This is a genomic window from Citrobacter sp. MGH100 (assembly GCF_001034465.1).
Taxonomy (GTDB): Bacteria; Pseudomonadota; Gammaproteobacteria; order Enterobacterales; family Enterobacteriaceae; genus Citrobacter; species Citrobacter youngae.
The window spans coordinates 371,679-387,794 of sequence record NZ_KQ089802.1 but is presented as its reverse complement, the minus strand read 5'-3'; the positions used below and the strand labels follow the sequence as shown (position 1 = coordinate 387,794).

Genomic DNA, 16,116 nt, shown 5'->3' with positions numbered 1-16,116 from the left:
ATCTCTGCATATTTGCGAGCGGTATCACTCTGATTCCCGCGGAAAATGTGATCTGCGCCGTAAATATCTCACTATTTCCTCTTTTTGTCTTATTTCTGTCCGGATTGCTGGACACGATTTAGTATTGTTGGCGCATCGTAGTCCTCTTATATTTATCATCACGGATTACACGTGGAGCATAAATGCTTCTTTATAACCTAAATAATTCGAGTTGCAGGAAGGCGGCGACGCAGCGAATCCCCTGAGCGTACATAAGTACGTGACTGGGGTGAGCGACAAATCTGTCGGGAACAGATTTGAACGTCGCGGAGCGACGGCCCTTAAGGGCGAGTCTCATGGATGAGACGAGTAACTCAAAAGTCAACGCACATGCAGCTTGAAGTATGACGGGTATAGATATTTAATCTGGTATGTAATAAGGGTAAATAATGCAAATGATTACCTCGCGACAAAACAGATTATTAAAGTTTCTTCTGTCTAAGAAGGAATATGTCACGCTGCTGAAAATTGCCGAGTATTTATCTGTTTCAGAGAAAACTGTGCAGCGCGATCTGCGCTTACTGGAACCATGGTTATCAGAATGGAAAATAACCATCGATAAACGTGCTGGTGCTGGGGTGATATTAAGTTCCGATAATATTACCGACCTTTTATATATGGACCAGTTATTAGGATCGGAGGGTGATGATACTGACGGCATGATGAATAATTCACGGCGCGTTAAAATTGCTTCGCAATTATTAAGCGAAACGCCGCATGAAACGTCGATCAGTAAATTATCCGAACGTTATTTCATTAGTAGCGCATCGATTGTTAACGATCTGAAAGTAATTGAATCCTGGATTACCCCACTGGGCCTGTCGTTGATTCGCAGTCAGAGCGGCACGCATATCGAAGGCAGCGAGAGCGGTGTACGCCAGGCGATGGCGTCGCTGATTAACGGCGTGATTAACCATAATGAACCTGGTAACGTGGTTTATTCACGTCTTGACCCGGGCAGTTATAAAGCCTTAGTGCATTACTTTGGCGAAGAAGATGTTTTATTTGTCCAGACGTTATTGCAGGAAATGGAGAACGACCTGTGCTGGTCTCTGGGCGAGCCTTATTACGTCAATATCTTTACCCATATTCTGATCATGATGTATCGCATCACGCGGGGCAATGCGCTGCCGAGAAAAGATGAAAATATCACCTCATGTGACGAGAATATTTTTTCCATTGCCAGCCGGATGATTCAACATATTGAAAAACGCATTGCCCACCCGCTACCGGAAGACGAAGTCTGGTTTATATATCAATACATTATCTCCTCCGGCGTGGTAATTGAAGAGCATAACGACGTGAGCGTGATTGGCCATATGCACTCCAGCGACGAAGCGCGTTTGATTACCCATCGGTTGATTACCTCCTTTGCCGAGATGGTCGACAGCGATCTTAGCCAGGACACGGCGCTGTATGACGGATTGCTGATCCACATTAAGCCGCTGATTAACCGCCTGAACTACCAGATCCGCATTCGTAATCCGCTGCTGGAGGATATTAAAGGCGAGTTGCAGGACGTGTGGCGTCTGACCCAGTGCGCGGTGAATCGGGTGTTTAGCGGTTGGGGCGAGCGGTCCGTGTCGGAAGATGAGGTGGGATATTTAACCGTGCATTTTCAAGCCGCAATGGAGCGGCAGATAGCGCGTAAGCGCGTGCTGCTGGTCTGCTCAACCGGTATTGGCACCTCTCACTTACTCAAAAGCCGTATTCTGCGCGCCTTTCCGGACTGGACTATCGTCGGCGTGGTATCGGCAGGCAGCCTGCCCTCCGTACTGACGGACGATATTGAACTGGTGGTATCGACGATAAATTTACCTGCCGTTGCTATGCCGGTCGTGTATGTCACCGCCTTTTTCAATGATGCAGATATTAAGCGGGTAACAGAAACGGTTATTACGGAAAAATTACATCGGGCGACGTTGCTGGTCGTCGAAAATTAATGTCTGAACTCCATGAGGTATGATTGATGGACATCACGAAAATACTCAATACAAATCGCGTTATTTTGGACATGAAGGCCACAAACAAAACGGAGGCTATTGAGGAACTGACGGATATTCTGCAAAAAGATGGGGCAATTAGCTGTCGGGAAACGTTTATTCAGGATGTCTGGCAGCGTGAATCAGAAGGCTCAACCGGCTTCGAAAATCATATTGCGATCCCGCACGGGAAATCCTCGGCGGTGGTCAATACCACGCTGGCAATTGGGCGTACCCGTCAGGATATTCCCTGGGAAACCCTGGATGGCAGCAACGTGCGCTGCATCATTCTGTTTGCCGTACGTCTTGAAGATCAAAACACTACACATATTCGTCTGCTTTCGCAGGTTGCTGGCGCGTTGGCGGATGACGACATTATTGAACAACTGTTAGTCGAAAGCAGTCCACAGAAAATTATTGAGCTTTTTAGCCAATATGCTGAATCCAATGTCTGCTAATTAAAATGTGGAGCATGTTATGAATATTGTTTGTGTTGCCGCCTGTACGGCGGGTATTGCGCACACCTATATTGCCCGTGAGAAGCTAATTAAAGGTGCTAAAGCTCTTGGTCATAATATAAAAGTTGAAACCCAGGGAACCATCGGCACAGAAAACGAATTACTGACAGAGGATATTTCTGCAGCTGATGTCGTGATTCTCGCCGTCGATGTCAAAATAAAAGGGGAGGAACGATTTTCAAATAAACGCATTGTGCGAGTGAAAACTGAAATCGTCATAAAATCGCCCATTCAGTTTCTTGAAAAGGTCGAAAAATCATTAGCTAATAATAACCAGTAGCGATCCTCATTCTGGAGGGATTTCACATGAGTGAAAATAAAATTCCGCTATCTCAGGAAATAAAAAGACATTTATTAACGGGGATTTCGTGGATGATCCCGTTAATTGTCGCCGCCGGGATCTGTATTGCTCTCGGGCAAATACTTGGCGGCACTAACGTGGGTGAAAAAACAGGAACCATCCCCTGGATGCTCAACCAGATTGGCGGTTGGGGGATGGGGTTAATCGTACCGCTGATTAGCGCCGCGATTGCGTACTCCATTGCCGACCGTCCCGGATTTGCGCCGGGCCTGATTGTCGGCTTTGTTTGCGGCGAAATTCATACCGGTTTTATCGGCGGGATGCTGGGCGGGTTTCTGGTCGGATATACCGTCCTGCTACTTAAGCGCTACATCCGTTTGCCACAGTCGATGCAGGGGTTGATGCCCATCATGGTGTTGCCGGTACTGAGTACCGTCATTGGCGGCCTGTTGATGATGACGCTGATTGGCAAGCCGATAGCCTGGCTGCAGGACGCGTTGATTCATCTGCTGGAGTCCATGCAGGGCGGATCCCGCTTTCTGATGGGCGCTATCCTCGGCGCAATGGCGACATTCGACTTCGGCGGACCGGTGAATAAAACCATGTCGCTGTTTGCTGACGGCATGCTGGTCAGCGGTGTGTACGGTCCGGAAGCGGTGAAGTTTGTTGGCTCGATGATCCCTCCGTTCGGCATTACGCTCTCTTTCCTGCTGACGCGTCACAAATACACCCGTGCGGAGCGCGAGGCGCTGAAAGCGGCATTCCCGATGGGGATCTGCATGATTACCGAAGGGGTCATTCCGATTGCAGCGCGCGATCTGTTGCGCGTGGTGGGCTCCTGCGTGGTGGCCTCGGCGATTGCGGGCGGCCTGATTATGGTGTGGGGTGTCGAAAGCCCGGTACCGCACGGCGGCATGTTTGTGGTCCCGCTCTTTACGCATCCGCTGCTGTTTTGCCTGGCGCTGGGGATCGGCACAGTGATTTGCGGTGTCATGTTGTCGCTGTGGAAGAAACCGGTGACCGAGCGTGACGAAGAGTTTGATGAACTCAGCGATCAAAAACTGAAAGACGAAGAGATCACCTTCACCCTGGAATAACCGGAGGCCGTATGTTTGCCGATATGAAAAGCATGGTGACGAAAGCCTGGCGCGAGCAGTACGCGCTGCTGGCCATCAACTGCATGAACCTGGAAAGCGCCCGCGCGGCGGTTCGGGTGGCAGAGAAACACCGTGCGCCCATCATTCTGAATCTGTATCAGGGGCATCTGGAGCATTTTCCGGCCCCGATAGCCGCTGCGGTCGTCAAAACGCTGGCAGAGGAAGCCTCGGTACCGGTCGCGCTGGCGCTGGATCATGGAAAGGATCCTGTACGCATTCGTCAGGCTTTTCGCGCCGGATTCAGCGGGTTAATGATCGATGCCTCCGCCTTTGCGCTGGAGGAGAATATTCGCCAGACCCGTGCAGTGGTTGAACTCGCAGCCAGCGTTTCTCTGTGCGTGGAAGGCGAGCTGGGCCATCTGGCGGATGCTCCGCGCTATGACCATGCCGCTAACGCTGATTTGATGACTCAGGCCGCCGATGTGGAACCCTTTATCCAACAGACCGGGATCGATTTGCTGGCGGTGTCGGTGGGTACGGCGCACGGCATGTACGCGCCGGGCGTTACGCCAGCCATTGATTTCCAGCGGCTGGAGGAAATTGCCCGGTTATCTACGGTACCTCTGGCGCTGCATGGCGGCAGCGGGACGCCGTTTGATCAGCTACAGCGCTGTCCGATGTTTGGCGTCGCCAAGATAAACGTTGGCGCAGCGGTCTTTGAAGCCGGAAAGGCTGCGCTGCTGCATACCCTGTGTCGTGACACATCCGGTGAACTTGTTGATGTCCTGACCCTGATGGAGCAGGCCTGCGAGGAAGCCATTACTCCGTATCTACAGGCCAGCGGCGCTATCGGCAAAGCCTGATTCATTTTCTGTAACGCCTTCTATGCCTCTGCGATGACGCACTGGCAGGGCTTTCTACACCCTGAAACTGGAGAATTAACATGTTAGTTTCGATGAAAGAATTACTGCAACCTACCCGTCAGCACGGTTTTGCCATCGGCGCATTCAACGTGGCGGACAGCTGCTTTGTACGTGCAGTTGTGGAAGAAGCGGAAGCGACCAACACCCCGGCGATTATCTCCATTCACCCCAGCGAACATGATTTTGTCGGCGATGCGTTTTTTAGCTACGTCCGTGATATCACGATGCGTAGCCCAGTGCCGTTTACTCTGCATCTGGACCACGGTGCTTCGGTTGAGCATGTTCTGCGGGCGATTCAGTGTGGGTTTACCTCGGTGATGATTGATGGCTCGCTGCTGCCGTATGAAGAGAACGTGGCGCTGACCCGCGAAGTGGTCAAGCTGGCGCATGCGGTAGGTGTTTCTGTGGAAGGGGAGTTGGGTACGATTGGTCAGACCGGGACGTCAGTGGAAGGCGGCGTGTCGAAGGTTACTTATACCGATCCCGCTCAGGCAGAGGATTTTATCGCCCGAACCGGTGCAGACACGCTGGCGGTGGCAATTGGAACCGCGCACGGGATCTACCCGAAAGGGATGCAGCCAGAGCTGCAAATGAACATCCTGCGCGACATCGCCGGGCGTGTGGATATTCCGCTGGTGCTGCATGGTGGTTCCGCGAACCCGGATGCGGAAATTGCCGAATCCGTGACGCTGGGTGTTGGCAAAATCAACATTTCCAGCGATATGAAATACGCCTATTTCCAGAAAGTCCGCGAAATCCTGGCGAAAGAAACCTGGTGGGACCCGAACGTAATCTACCCAGAAGCCATTAGCGCCGCGCGGGACGTGATCCGCCACAAAATGAAATTGTTCGGTTCAACCGGCAAAGCATCACTTTACTAACGGCATGCAGGCGGGGCGACCCGCCTCTTTCGTAACAAGGAAAAGTGGAATGAAGCGTTCACATATTAATTATGCCGTCGATAAAGCGCATGCCATCGCCGAGACTTTTCGGGTCTGTCTGCCTGATTTTGCGTATTTTACGATCGATGCCTGGCAGCAACAGGATCAATCTCTGTGGCGTGAAGTGCGCGATCTCCAGCTGGGCTGGGATATTACCGACTTTGGACGTGGAGATTTTGCGCAAACGGGACTGACGTTACTGACGTTGCGCAATGGTCAGCCAGGGTCAGCGGGTTATCCCAAACCGTATGCTGAAAAGATGCTGCAAATTCAGCAGGATCAGCAAACGCCATGGCATTTTCATCGCCATAAAATGGAAGATATCGTGAATCGCGGCGGCGGTGACTTATGTATGCAGCTGGCATGGGCCACGCCTGATGACGGGTATGACGCACGGCGTATTGTTGAAGTTAGCGTCGATGGTCAGCGGCGTACCGTTGACGCTGGCGAGACGCTGGTATTGAAACCGGGACAGGGGGTGTGCCTGCCGCCGTACTTGTATCATCGCTTTTGGGCGGAGAAGGCGTTCGTGCTGGGCTGGGAAATCTCGATGGTCAATGACGACCAGCATGACAACCACTTTCTGGAACCAGGCGGTCGCTTCCCGGCGATTGAAGAGGATGAGCCGGTGAAGTGGCTGTTGTGCAGTGAATATATTCGTTTATGAGCGTGAGTAGGCCCGGTAAGCGAAGTGCCACCGGGCAATAAATTATTGCGCAGGTGGTGGTGCTGTGACTTCACTCCCTGAAACCACGCCCGCATGCATGGTCTGCGTGACCTGCTGTTTCTCCACGTTCACCGCATGCAGTTGGCCGCTGACCGTTGGCTTGAGCGGCGCATCGGCCTGAATATTGCCGCTGGCGGTAAGCTGAATATTACCATCGCCGGAAAGCGGCAGTGCGGGCCAGCCCCACTGCTGCAGGATCGTCATTGGCACGCCGCGTCCGTTCAGGCTGATCTGAGCCTGGCGCTGAGGCAACTGCGAAATGCTGGCGGTGGCCTCCAGCAGCCCTTTTTCCGTATAGGCGCTCAGTTCGCTGATATTGATGGTGCTGTTGTTCGCCGTCAGCGCCAGCGAAGGACGACGTACATCCGTGCGGTTAAAGGTAGCAGCAGCGGCGTTGAGGGTGGCGCTCCCGCTCCAGATCCCCCACTGATTGTTCTGTACCAGCCCGAGGTTAGCGCCGTAACCGTCAAGCGCGGTGAGCTGCCACGGGAAACTCGGGTCGATATCAATTACCAGATTGCGGCTGGCGCTGAATTTCTTCAGCGTCAGGCTGTTTAGCCATGTTGGCAGAGGTTTCATCCACTGCTGCTTCCAGTTTTCCGGCAGCGTGTATTCCAGACCGGCAATAGCGGCATCATCGAGGACCAGCGCTTTGTTGCTGCGTAGCCAGTTTCCGGATGTTCTGACCATACCACCTTCCCAGCGGGTGGTGAACTGGCGCAGCGCAATGCCCTGGGGTGAGAACTCGGCGTTCAGAATCGGATCGAAGAAGTGCAGAGAGCCGTAGATAAACTCGCTGGCGTTCATCGACAATTTTCCTTCCTGAGTTTGCCAGTCGTCCCTGCTGAAGGTCATGTTGCGCAAGCTCAGATCGAGATCCGTCACCGCCCAGTCAGGGCCTTGCAGACGGGCATCCGTTACTTCCAGACGACCAATTTGCAGGGAAGGAATGGTGCTTAACGGGGCAAAAAAGTCGGCCAGCGATTTGTCGCTTTGCAGCCGGATATCGTTCAGGCGCAGATTCTCCACTACCCAGCTCCCGTCGGCATTGCGTTGCGCTACGCCGGTTAATGCTCCACGCGCCACGTCTGCGCCAATATTGCTAAGCGTCACCCGGTCATGGTCAATGCTGCCTTCAATCAAGACGTTGGTGGTCGGGACATCGTTGAGCGTCAACGAACTGGCGCTGAGCTGAATTTGCGCTTTGCTGCCGAGAATTTTACCTGCCTCAGGGCTCCAGGGGATGACACCGCCGTTAACGCGCTGGGCGCTGAGGTTCCACTCGCTACCGGGGCTGTTAAGCGCCATATCCTGCAATTGCAGGCGATCGGCCTGAAACGGCAACGGCGCGGTTTGCTGGGAAAGATTCAGCGTGCCGTTTTGCAACAAAATGGTGTCTACGTGCAGCGGGTCTGTGATTTGTCGGCTACTGAGTCCAATATCGACCGTTTTGGCGACCAGCGTGGCGGGCTGACCATCCCGGCCAAAGGTGACGTTTTCCAGCAGAATATGGGAAGGGGAAGAAAACCGGTGATCGATGGCATCAAAGGCCAGATGGTAGCTGCTGTTCTGTGAAACCCAGGCGCTGACGTGCTCTGCGCCCCAGCGGGTTTGCAGTAGAAAATAAAGGCCGAGGATCGCCACTGCAAGGGCGATCAGCACATAAAGAAGCAGCTTTCCAATAAATTTCATGGTCTTCCATCCCGCGAAGTGCACATAGTCAAGTTATGCACGATTTAGACGCAATGCTCAAGGCGGGAATGGTGAAAGAGCGTTACAGCGGCGTTGATTCAGAATCAACGCCGCATTTTGCTTATTGCTTCTCTGGTGGGAACACCAGGTTCAGAACGATAGCGGTAATACCGCCTGCGGCAATGCCGGAAGAGAGCAGGTTTTTCACCCAGTCCGGGGCGAACTGCAGGATCAACGGCTGCTGGGAGACGCCCAGGCCGACGGCCAGCGACAGCGCGATAATCAGAATCGCGCGACGGTTCAGCGGCTCGCGGGACACAATACGCACGCCGGATGCGGCGATAGTACCGAACATTACCAGCGTTGCCCCGCCCAGTACTGGCTCAGGAATATGCTGTACAAAACCGCTGACCGCCGGGAACAGGCCCAGCGCGATCAACATCAGCGCCACCACAAAACCGACGTAGCGGCTGGCAACGCCCGTTAACTGAATAACCCCGTTGTTCTGTCCAAAACAGGAGTTCGGGAAGGTGTTGAACACAGCGGAAACAAACGAGTTCAGACCGTTCGCCAGCACGCCGCCTTTCAGGCGTTTCATATACAGCGGACCAGAAACCGGCTGCTCAGAGACATCAGAGGTGGCCGTAATATCGCCGATGGTTTCCAGCGAGGTGATCATAAAGACCAGCATCAGCGGCAGCAGTAAACTCCAGTCAATGCCCAGGCCATAATAGAGCGGCGTCGGCACCATCAGCAGGTCCTGACTGACCGGCGCGGTATTTTGCGGCAGCATATCCATAAACCAAGCCAGCAGATAACCCGCCGCCATTGCAATCACCAGTGACGCAACGCGCAGGTACGGGTTGCGCTGGCGGTTAAGCAGGATAATCAGCGCCAGCACGACACCAGCCAGCATCAAATTCTTCGGCGCGCCAAAGGTGTTGTCGCTCATTGCCGCGTAACCGCCGCCAATCGACGTCAGGCCCACCTGAATCAGTGACAGGCCGATGATCATCACCACCACGCCTGAAACCAGTGGGGTGATAATACGGCGCGCCAGATGCAGTACGCGTGAGATAACCATCTCGGTGCAGCTTGCCAGCATCAGTGTACCGAACAGTGCCGCCATCATGGTTGGGACATCTGCGCCGCCGGTTTTTAGCGCCGTACCGCCCATAATCAGCGGTGCAACAAAGTTAAAGCTGGTGCCCTGAATGGATAACAGCCCTGAGCCTACCGGCCCCCAGGCTTTGATCTGAATGATAGAAGCCACGCCGGATGCGAACAGCGACATACTGATAATGTGTTGAGTATCCTGAGCCGGTAAACCGAGCGCCTGGCAGATAAGCAGGGCAGGCGTGATCACCGCGACGAACATGGCCAGCAGGTGCTGGCAGGCGGCAAACAGAGTCTGGGCTAGCGGGGGGCGATCTTCAAGACGGTAAATCAGTTCACTGTTGTGAGTCTGCGCAACCGGTTGCGCATTTGTTGACTCTACGGCGTTAACGGACATCAGAGGCAATCCCATGGTGGAAAAGCGGTGATTTTATCTGACCAGGGAAGAAAAGCAAACGTTTGCTAGCAGGTATTCTTAATATTTAAAACGGATAAACAAACATTTTTATATAACTTTTCATCATTTTCTGCTTAAAATCCACCCCGAAAACTCAATAAGAGCTAAAAATCGGTCTGGAATGCATCGTGCGTGATTGTGCTAAACGCACTAATGGAGCTGTAAATGTTTTATCTCGATACGTTATCAACGCTGGTTGCGGCAACCCTTGTGTTGCTGCTGGGACGTAAGCTCGTCCAGTCTGTTTCCTTCCTGAAAAAATACACCATTCCCGAACCCGTAGCGGGCGGCCTGCTGGTGGCGATTGCGCTGCTGGTGCTGAAAAAAAGCATGGGTTGGGAAGTTAACTTCGATATGACCCTGCGCGATCCGTTGATGCTGGCCTTCTTCGCCACTATCGGTCTGAACGCCAATATCGCCAGTTTGCGTGCTGGCGGCCGCGTGGTGGGTATTTTTCTGATTGTGGTTGTTGGCCTGTTGCTGATGCAAAACGCCATCGGTATTGGTATGGCGACCCTGCTGGGTCTGGACCCGCTGATGGGTCTGATCGCTGGCTCGATCACCCTCTCTGGTGGACACGGAACCGGGGCAGCATGGAGCAAGCTGTTTATTGAACGTTATGGCTTCACCAATGCGACTGAAGTGGCGATGGCTTGCGCAACGTTTGGCCTGGTGCTGGGGGGACTGATTGGCGGCCCGGTGGCACGCTATCTGGTCAAACACTCCACCACGCCAGACGGTATGCCGGACGATCAGGCTGTGCCGACCGCATTTGAAAAGCCGGACGTTGGGCGCATGATCACCTCACTGGTGCTGATTGAAACCATCGCGCTGATCGCTATCTGTCTGACGGTGGGTAAAATCGTTGCGCAAATGCTGGTTGGAACGGTGCTGGAACTGCCGACCTTCGTTTGCGTGCTGTTTGTGGGGGTGATCCTCAGTAACGGTCTGGCATTACTGGGCTTTTATCGGGTATTCGAACGTGCGGTTTCGGTGCTGGGTAACGTTAGTCTGTCACTGTTCCTGGCTATGGCGCTGATGAGCCTGAAGCTATGGGAACTGGCTTCTCTGGCCTTGCCGATGCTGGCAATCCTGGTTGTGCAGACCATTTTTATGGCGCTGTATGCGATATTCGTTACCTGGCGCATGATGGGTAAGAACTACGATGCCGCTGTGCTGGCTGCCGGACACTGCGGTTTTGGCCTCGGCGCGACGCCGACGGCGATTGCCAACATGCAGGCGATTACCGAACGCTTTGGGCCATCCCATATGGCGTTTCTGGTGGTGCCGATGGTGGGGGCATTCTTTATCGATATCGTCAACGCGCTGGTGATTAAGCTGTATCTGCTGTTACCGATTTTTGCGCAATAACGGCTGTGCGGCGGGGTAACATCCGCCGCTATGAATCGACTATGCGTTGGAGTAGCGTTCGGTTTCCGGCATCCAGCGTTCTATTAGCGCCACGGCCTGTTGCGGATAACGTTCGTGAATATGGCGAGCAATGCGCTGAACTTCCGGGATAATCGCCTGATCACGCAGTAAATCTGCGACCTTGAATTCTGCCGTTCCGGTCTGGCGAGTACCTAACAGCTCGCCGGGGCCGCGAATCTCTAAATCTTTTTGCGCAATCACGAACCCGTCGTTGCTGTCTCGCAGAACCTGCAAGCGTTTCTGCGCGGTTTTAGACAGCGGTGATTTGTACAGCAGGACGCAGTGGGAGGCCACCGCGCCACGACCTACGCGACCACGCAACTGATGCAACTGGGCCAGGCCCAAACGCTCCGGGTTTTCAATAATCATCAGGCTGGCGTTTGGCACGTCCACACCCACTTCAATCACCGTGGTGGCAACCAGCAGATGCAGTTCACCCTGCTTAAACGCCGCCATTACCGATTGCTTCTCGGCGGGCTTCATGCGCCCGTGTACCAGGCCAATATTGAGTTCTGGCAGCGCCAGTTTAAGCTCTTCCCACGTCGCTTCTGCCGCCTGAGCTTCTAACAGATCAGACTCTTCAATCAGCGTACAGACCCAGTATGCCTGGCGCGCTTCGTGGGTACAGGCGTTGCGCACGCGATCAATGATGTCGCTGCGGCGGGTATCCGGAATCGCCACCGTGGTGACCGGGGTACGTCCCGGTGGGAGTTCATCAATTACTGAGGTGTCGAGATCGGCATAGGCGGTCATCGCCAGCGTGCGCGGAATCGGCGTGGCGGTCATGATGAGCTGGTGCGGGTGGAAACCCTGCTGCTGACCTTTTTCCCACAGCGCCAGACGCTGATGCACGCCAAAACGATGCTGTTCGTCGATGATAACCAGTGCCAGACCGTTGAACTGAACCTGTTCCTGGAAAATTGCGTGAGTACCGACAATCATCTGCACCTGACCGCTGGCGATGGCTTCCTGTTGCGCCAGACGCGCTTTGCCTTTCTGCTTGCCCGCCAGCCAGCCCACTTCAACGCCCAGCGGCGCGAACCAGCTGCGGAAGTTATTTGCATGTTGTTCAGCTAATAATTCGGTGGGGGCCATCAGCGCGACCTGCTTACCATGTGCGATAGCCCGCAGCGCAGCCAGCGCCGCAACCAGCGTTTTACCGGAGCCGACATCACCCTGTACCAGGCGCATCATTGGCACATCCAGCGCCATGTCGCGTTCTATCTCCGCGGTGACGCGGGCTTGCGCGCCAGTAGGTTTGAACGGCAATGCTGCCAGCAGTTTATCTTTTAGCGCGTTGTTAGCACTTAACGGCTGGGCATGAAAACGCTGTGCCCCGGCGCGTAGTGCCAGCATGCTGAGATTATGCGCCAGCAGTTCTTCGAGAATCAGACGTCGCTGCGCCGGATGTTGTCCTGTTTCCAGATCGCTGAGTTGCAGCGACGGTGGGGGGCGGTGCAACGTGCGCAGTGCTTCGGGCAGACTCATCATGCCCTGTAACAGCTCTGGCGGCAGCAGTTCGGCAATGGCGCAAGTATCGAGCAGATCCAGTGCCTGATCGGTCAGCTTGCGCAGCGTGGCCTGCTTCACGCCTTCGGTAGTCGGATAAACAGGGGTCAGCGTTTCCTGTAATTCCGGCGTGCTGAGATCGCCCTGCACACGGTATTCCGGGTGGATCATCTCTGCGCCGTATTTCCCGCGTTTGGCTTCACCGTAGGCCAGCACCCTGCGACCGGTGGCGAGGCTGTTTTTCATCGCTGCACTGAAGTTGAAAAAGCGCATGGTGAGAATGCCGGAGCCATCGCTGATCTGACAGGTCATCATCCGGCGGCCACCGAAGGTGATATTGCAGTTCAGCACTTCGCCTTCAACGGTGGCATAGACGCCCGGCAGCAGTTCGCCAATTTGGTACAGATGGGTACGGTCTTCGTAACGCAGGGGGAGGTGTAGCAGGAGGTCCTGTACGGTGTGCAGGCCAATTTTCGCCAGTTTACTGCTTTGCGCTGCGCCAACGCCGGTCAGAGAGTTGAGTGGGATGGCATCCAGTAAACGGCCTTTCATCGCGTTTATCTCGCAGATTGCATAGTGGCCCACCACGTTGCATCGGCTTCAATTTCGCCCTGCGTGTTTACGTGAGGGTAGGGAAGACCTTTGCGCTTAGCGACATTCGCCAGCACCGGATAACCGCCTTCAAACAGTAAGCGCTGCTGCTCGTCTTGTGGCAGCATGCTGTTTTCTCGTCGGTACATCCCCGCGTTTTGCCGCTGGCGCTGTGCCTCGTACAGAATCAGCGCGGAGGCGACCGAAACGTTCAGCGACTGCACCATGCCAGTCATGGGAATGATGATGTCCTGATCAGCCAGATCCAACGCTTCCTGAGTGATGCCGGTTTTCTCCTGGCCCATCAGGATGCAGGTGGGGCGAGTGTAATCAATCTCGCGAAAATCCACGGCTTTATCTGACAGATGAGTTGCCAGAACCTGCATGCCGCGGTTTTTTAAATGTGTGACCGCATCGCCAATAGTAAGGTGAGTTTTAACCTGCACCCAACTGTTGCTGCCTGCGGCAGAAGAGGCCATGGTGCGCATACGACTACCCGGCCAGACGGCGTGGACTTCATGCACGCCGACCGCATCTGCAGTACGAATAATCGCAGAAACGTTATGAGGTTTGTGGACCTCTTCCATGCAGACGGTCAGATCAGGCTGACGACGTGCGAGCATTTCGCGGATACGTGCATAGCGCTGTTCATTCATAAAACGTGTTCTAGTTACGGTTACGGGTGACTTTGATCACGTCCGGCATGACGCGGATTTTGCGCATGATATTCGCCAGGTGCACACGGTCGCGGGCGGTCAGGCGAATAAAGGCGCTATAGACGCGGCCATCTTTCTCTTCCGTATTCAGACTTTGAATATTGGAGGTGGTCGTGTTAATTGCCGCCGTCAGGTTCGCCAGAGCACCCTGGTGGTTAAACATATCCACCTTAATCTCGGTGATGAACTCCTGCTCCGTCTCTTTATCCCATTCCACCGCCATAAACTTCTCAGGCTCTTTCTGGTAGCCACGAATGTTACGGCAGGATTCATGGTGAATCACCAGACCTTTACCCGGACTGACGTGGGCAATGATGGGATCGCCTGGAATTGGACGGCAGCATTTCGCGAAGGTGATCAGCACGCCGTCTGCGCCTTTGATTGGCAAATGACCGTGACCAGATTGCGCTGGCACGTTTGCTGTTGCTTCGCCCTGCTGGAGGTTTTTCGCAACCACCACGCTCATGGCGTTACCCAGGCCGATTTCTGCGAGTAGATCGTCAAGCGTGGCGAGCTTCATGCGCTCAAGTTCACGCTGGATGCTCTCTGGCGGGATCTCAGCCAGTTTACGGCTACCGCCCAGGGCATGGTTGAGCAGTCGACGACCCAGACTGACGGAATCATCGCGTTTGAGGTTTTTCAGCAACTGGCGAATTTTGGCGCGCGCTTTCGAACTGACGACGAAGTTGAGCCATGCTGCATTCGGACGTGCGCCCGGCGCGGTAATAATCTCAATGGTCTGACCGCTAAAGAGTGGTTGTGAAAGTGGGTAAGGCTGTCTGTCTACGCGTGCGCCGACGCAGGCGTGACCGATATCGGTATGCACGGCGTAGGCGAAATCGACAGGCGTTGCACCGGCAGGCAGTTCAACAATCCGCCCTTCCGGTGTGAAAACATAAATCTCATCCGGGAAGAGATCAGATTTGACGCTTTCAATAAATTCAAACGAGCTACCGGCACTCTGCTGCAGTTCCAGCAGGCTTTGCATCCAGCGCTGAGCGCGGATTTGTGCGGTGGTGCTACTTTCACCGCCGTGCTCTTTGTAAGCCCAGTGCGCCGCCACACCCATTTCTGCCATCTGATCCATGTCTTCAGTACGAATTTGTACTTCAACCGGAACGCCGTGAGGGCCGATCATTGAGGTGTGCAAAGACTGATATCCGTTCGCTTTTGGAATGGCGATATAGTCTTTCACGCGACCAGGACGTGGTTTGTACAGGCTATGCATCTGGCCGAGTACGCGATAGCAGGTATCGGAATCATGAACGATGACGCGAAATGCGTAGATATCCATGATGGAGTGAAAACGCTGCTCTTTGAGCACCATTTTGCAGTAAATAGAGTACAGGTGCTTCTCACGCCCGCTTACGCGACACGGAATACCTGCCTCCTGCAAACGCCCTTCGATTTCAGAGAGGATTTTTTGGATCATCTCTTTGCGGTTGCCGCGAGCGGCTTTAACCACTTCTTTAATCACGCGATAGCGGTTCGGGTACAGCGCTTCAAAACCCAGCTCTTCCAGCTCGGTTTTAATGTGATGAATACCTAAACGGTGTGCCAGCGGACTATAGATTTCGAGGGTTTCACGGGCGATGCGGCGACGCTTGTCCGGGCGTAATGAGCCCAGCGTGCGCATATTGTGAGTACGGTCAGCAAGTTTGATGAGAATGACGCGGATATCCTGCACCATCGCCATAATCATCTTGCGAAAGTTTTCGGCTTGCGCCTCTTTCTTATCGCGAAACTTAAGCTTATCAAGCTTCGATACCCCCTCTACCAGCTCTGCAACGCTTTTACCAAAAAGCTGTTCCATGTCCTGATAGGTGGCTGGGGTATCTTCAATCACGTCATGCAGCAGCGCAGCCATCAGCGTTTCGTAGTCGAGTTTCATCTCGGCCAGAATGCAGGCTACCGCTACCGGGTGCGTGATATAGGGTTCACCGCTTGAACGTGTCTGGCCCTCGTGAGCGTCACGTGCAACGAGATACGCCTGCCGAAGACGCTTAATCTGGTCTTCCGGCAGGTAGTTTTGAATCAGTTGATTCAGGCTTTCAAACAGATACAAGGGCGACCCGC

General features: G+C 54.0%; 13 protein-coding genes. 8 read left to right on the top strand and 5 right to left on the bottom strand.

Annotation, left to right across the window (positions count from 1 at the left end):
* Window positions 1-428: 428 nt before the first annotated feature.
* From SK32_RS19670 to SK32_RS19640, 7 genes are all read left to right on the top strand, one after another.
* Window positions 429-1,982 carry a BglG family transcription antiterminator gene (locus SK32_RS19670; protein WP_048213733.1) on the top strand — a complete coding sequence of 518 codons (1,554 nt, stop codon included), beginning with the start codon at window positions 429-431 and terminating at the stop codon, window positions 1,980-1,982.
* A 26-nt stretch (window positions 1,983-2,008) separates the two neighbouring features.
* Window positions 2,009-2,479, top strand: a complete 471-nt coding sequence (locus tag SK32_RS19665; RefSeq protein ID WP_003024008.1) for a PTS sugar transporter subunit IIA — start codon at window positions 2,009-2,011, stop codon at window positions 2,477-2,479.
* A 19-nt stretch (window positions 2,480-2,498) separates the two neighbouring features.
* The gene (locus tag SK32_RS19660; protein ID WP_048213732.1) at window positions 2,499-2,819 is read left to right on the top strand and encodes a PTS fructose transporter subunit IIB; all 321 of its coding nucleotides are present in this window, start codon (window positions 2,499-2,501) and stop codon (window positions 2,817-2,819) included.
* Between the two features lie 26 nt (window positions 2,820-2,845).
* A complete protein-coding gene (locus SK32_RS19655) occupies window positions 2,846-3,937 on the top strand; it encodes a PTS fructose transporter subunit IIC (protein WP_003837581.1) in 1,092 nt (363 codons plus the stop codon).
* Between the two features lie 11 nt (window positions 3,938-3,948).
* Window positions 3,949-4,800 (top strand): class II fructose-bisphosphate aldolase, encoded by an 852-nt coding sequence (locus tag SK32_RS19650; protein WP_048213731.1) that lies wholly within the window; start codon window positions 3,949-3,951, stop codon window positions 4,798-4,800.
* Window positions 4,801-4,880: 80 nt separating this feature from the next.
* Window positions 4,881-5,741, top strand: coding sequence for a ketose-bisphosphate aldolase (locus tag SK32_RS19645; RefSeq protein ID WP_003827236.1), 861 nt, complete (start codon window positions 4,881-4,883; stop codon window positions 5,739-5,741).
* A gap of 49 nt (window positions 5,742-5,790) precedes the next feature.
* Window positions 5,791-6,468 carry a D-lyxose/D-mannose family sugar isomerase gene (locus SK32_RS19640; protein WP_048213730.1) on the top strand — a complete coding sequence of 226 codons (678 nt, stop codon included), beginning with the start codon at window positions 5,791-5,793 and terminating at the stop codon, window positions 6,466-6,468.
* A gap of 42 nt (window positions 6,469-6,510) precedes the next feature.
* Here the strand turns inward: SK32_RS19640 and SK32_RS19635 are convergent, their stop codons facing one another.
* Both SK32_RS19635 and xanP read right to left on the bottom strand, forming a co-directional pair.
* Window positions 6,511-8,220, bottom strand: a complete 1,710-nt coding sequence (locus SK32_RS19635) for an AsmA family protein (RefSeq protein ID WP_048213729.1) — start codon at window positions 8,218-8,220, stop codon at window positions 6,511-6,513.
* A 121-nt stretch (window positions 8,221-8,341) separates the two neighbouring features.
* Window positions 8,342-9,733: a xanthine/proton symporter XanP gene (xanP, locus tag SK32_RS19630; RefSeq protein WP_048213728.1), complete on the bottom strand. Its 1,392-nt coding sequence runs from the start codon at window positions 9,731-9,733 to the stop codon at window positions 8,342-8,344.
* Window positions 9,734-9,958: 225 nt separating this feature from the next.
* Between xanP and gltS the strand changes: the two genes are divergently transcribed.
* Complete coding sequence (gene gltS / locus SK32_RS19625) at window positions 9,959-11,164, top strand: sodium/glutamate symporter (protein WP_003024029.1); 1,206 nt, start codon at window positions 9,959-9,961, stop codon at window positions 11,162-11,164.
* Window positions 11,165-11,203: 39 nt separating this feature from the next.
* On the opposite strand, the gene recG is transcribed toward gltS, so the two are convergent.
* The 3 genes from recG to spoT are packed head-to-tail and all read right to left on the bottom strand — an operon-like array spanning window position 11,204 to window position 16,105.
* The gene (gene recG, locus SK32_RS19620) at window positions 11,204-13,285 is read right to left on the bottom strand and encodes an ATP-dependent DNA helicase RecG (protein ID WP_048213727.1); all 2,082 of its coding nucleotides are present in this window, start codon (window positions 13,283-13,285) and stop codon (window positions 11,204-11,206) included.
* A gap of 5 nt (window positions 13,286-13,290) precedes the next feature.
* Window positions 13,291-13,980, bottom strand: coding sequence for a tRNA (guanosine(18)-2'-O)-methyltransferase TrmH (gene trmH, locus SK32_RS19615; protein ID WP_003837594.1), 690 nt, complete (start codon window positions 13,978-13,980; stop codon window positions 13,291-13,293).
* A 10-nt stretch (window positions 13,981-13,990) separates the two neighbouring features.
* Window positions 13,991-16,105, bottom strand: coding sequence for a bifunctional GTP diphosphokinase/guanosine-3',5'-bis pyrophosphate 3'-pyrophosphohydrolase (gene spoT / locus SK32_RS19610; RefSeq protein ID WP_048213726.1), 2,115 nt, complete (start codon window positions 16,103-16,105; stop codon window positions 13,991-13,993).
* Window positions 16,106-16,116 lie beyond the last annotated feature (11 nt).

Bases quoted from the DNA above. Each gene is read 5' to 3' on its own strand.
- SK32_RS19655 (WP_003837581.1), top strand. From the start codon at position 2,846: ATGAGTGAAAATAAAATTCCGCTATCTCAGGAAATAAAAAGACATTTA.
- SK32_RS19640 (WP_048213730.1), top strand. From the start codon at position 5,791: ATGAAGCGTTCACATATTAATTATGCCGTCGATAAAGCGCATGCCATC.
- recG (WP_048213727.1), bottom strand. From the start codon at position 13,285: ATGAAAGGCCGTTTACTGGATGCCATCCCACTCAACTCTCTGACCGGC.
- SK32_RS19660 (WP_048213732.1), top strand. From the start codon at position 2,499: ATGAATATTGTTTGTGTTGCCGCCTGTACGGCGGGTATTGCGCACACC.
- SK32_RS19665 (WP_003024008.1), top strand. From the start codon at position 2,009: ATGGACATCACGAAAATACTCAATACAAATCGCGTTATTTTGGACATG.
- SK32_RS19670 (WP_048213733.1), top strand. From the start codon at position 429: ATGCAAATGATTACCTCGCGACAAAACAGATTATTAAAGTTTCTTCTG.
- trmH (WP_003837594.1), bottom strand. From the start codon at position 13,980: ATGAATGAACAGCGCTATGCACGTATCCGCGAAATGCTCGCACGTCGT.
- SK32_RS19635 (WP_048213729.1), bottom strand. From the start codon at position 8,220: ATGAAATTTATTGGAAAGCTGCTTCTTTATGTGCTGATCGCCCTTGCA.
- xanP (WP_048213728.1), bottom strand. From the start codon at position 9,733: ATGTCCGTTAACGCCGTAGAGTCAACAAATGCGCAACCGGTTGCGCAG.
- SK32_RS19645 (WP_003827236.1), top strand. From the start codon at position 4,881: ATGTTAGTTTCGATGAAAGAATTACTGCAACCTACCCGTCAGCACGGT.
- SK32_RS19650 (WP_048213731.1), top strand. From the start codon at position 3,949: ATGTTTGCCGATATGAAAAGCATGGTGACGAAAGCCTGGCGCGAGCAG.
- gltS (WP_003024029.1), top strand. From the start codon at position 9,959: ATGTTTTATCTCGATACGTTATCAACGCTGGTTGCGGCAACCCTTGTG.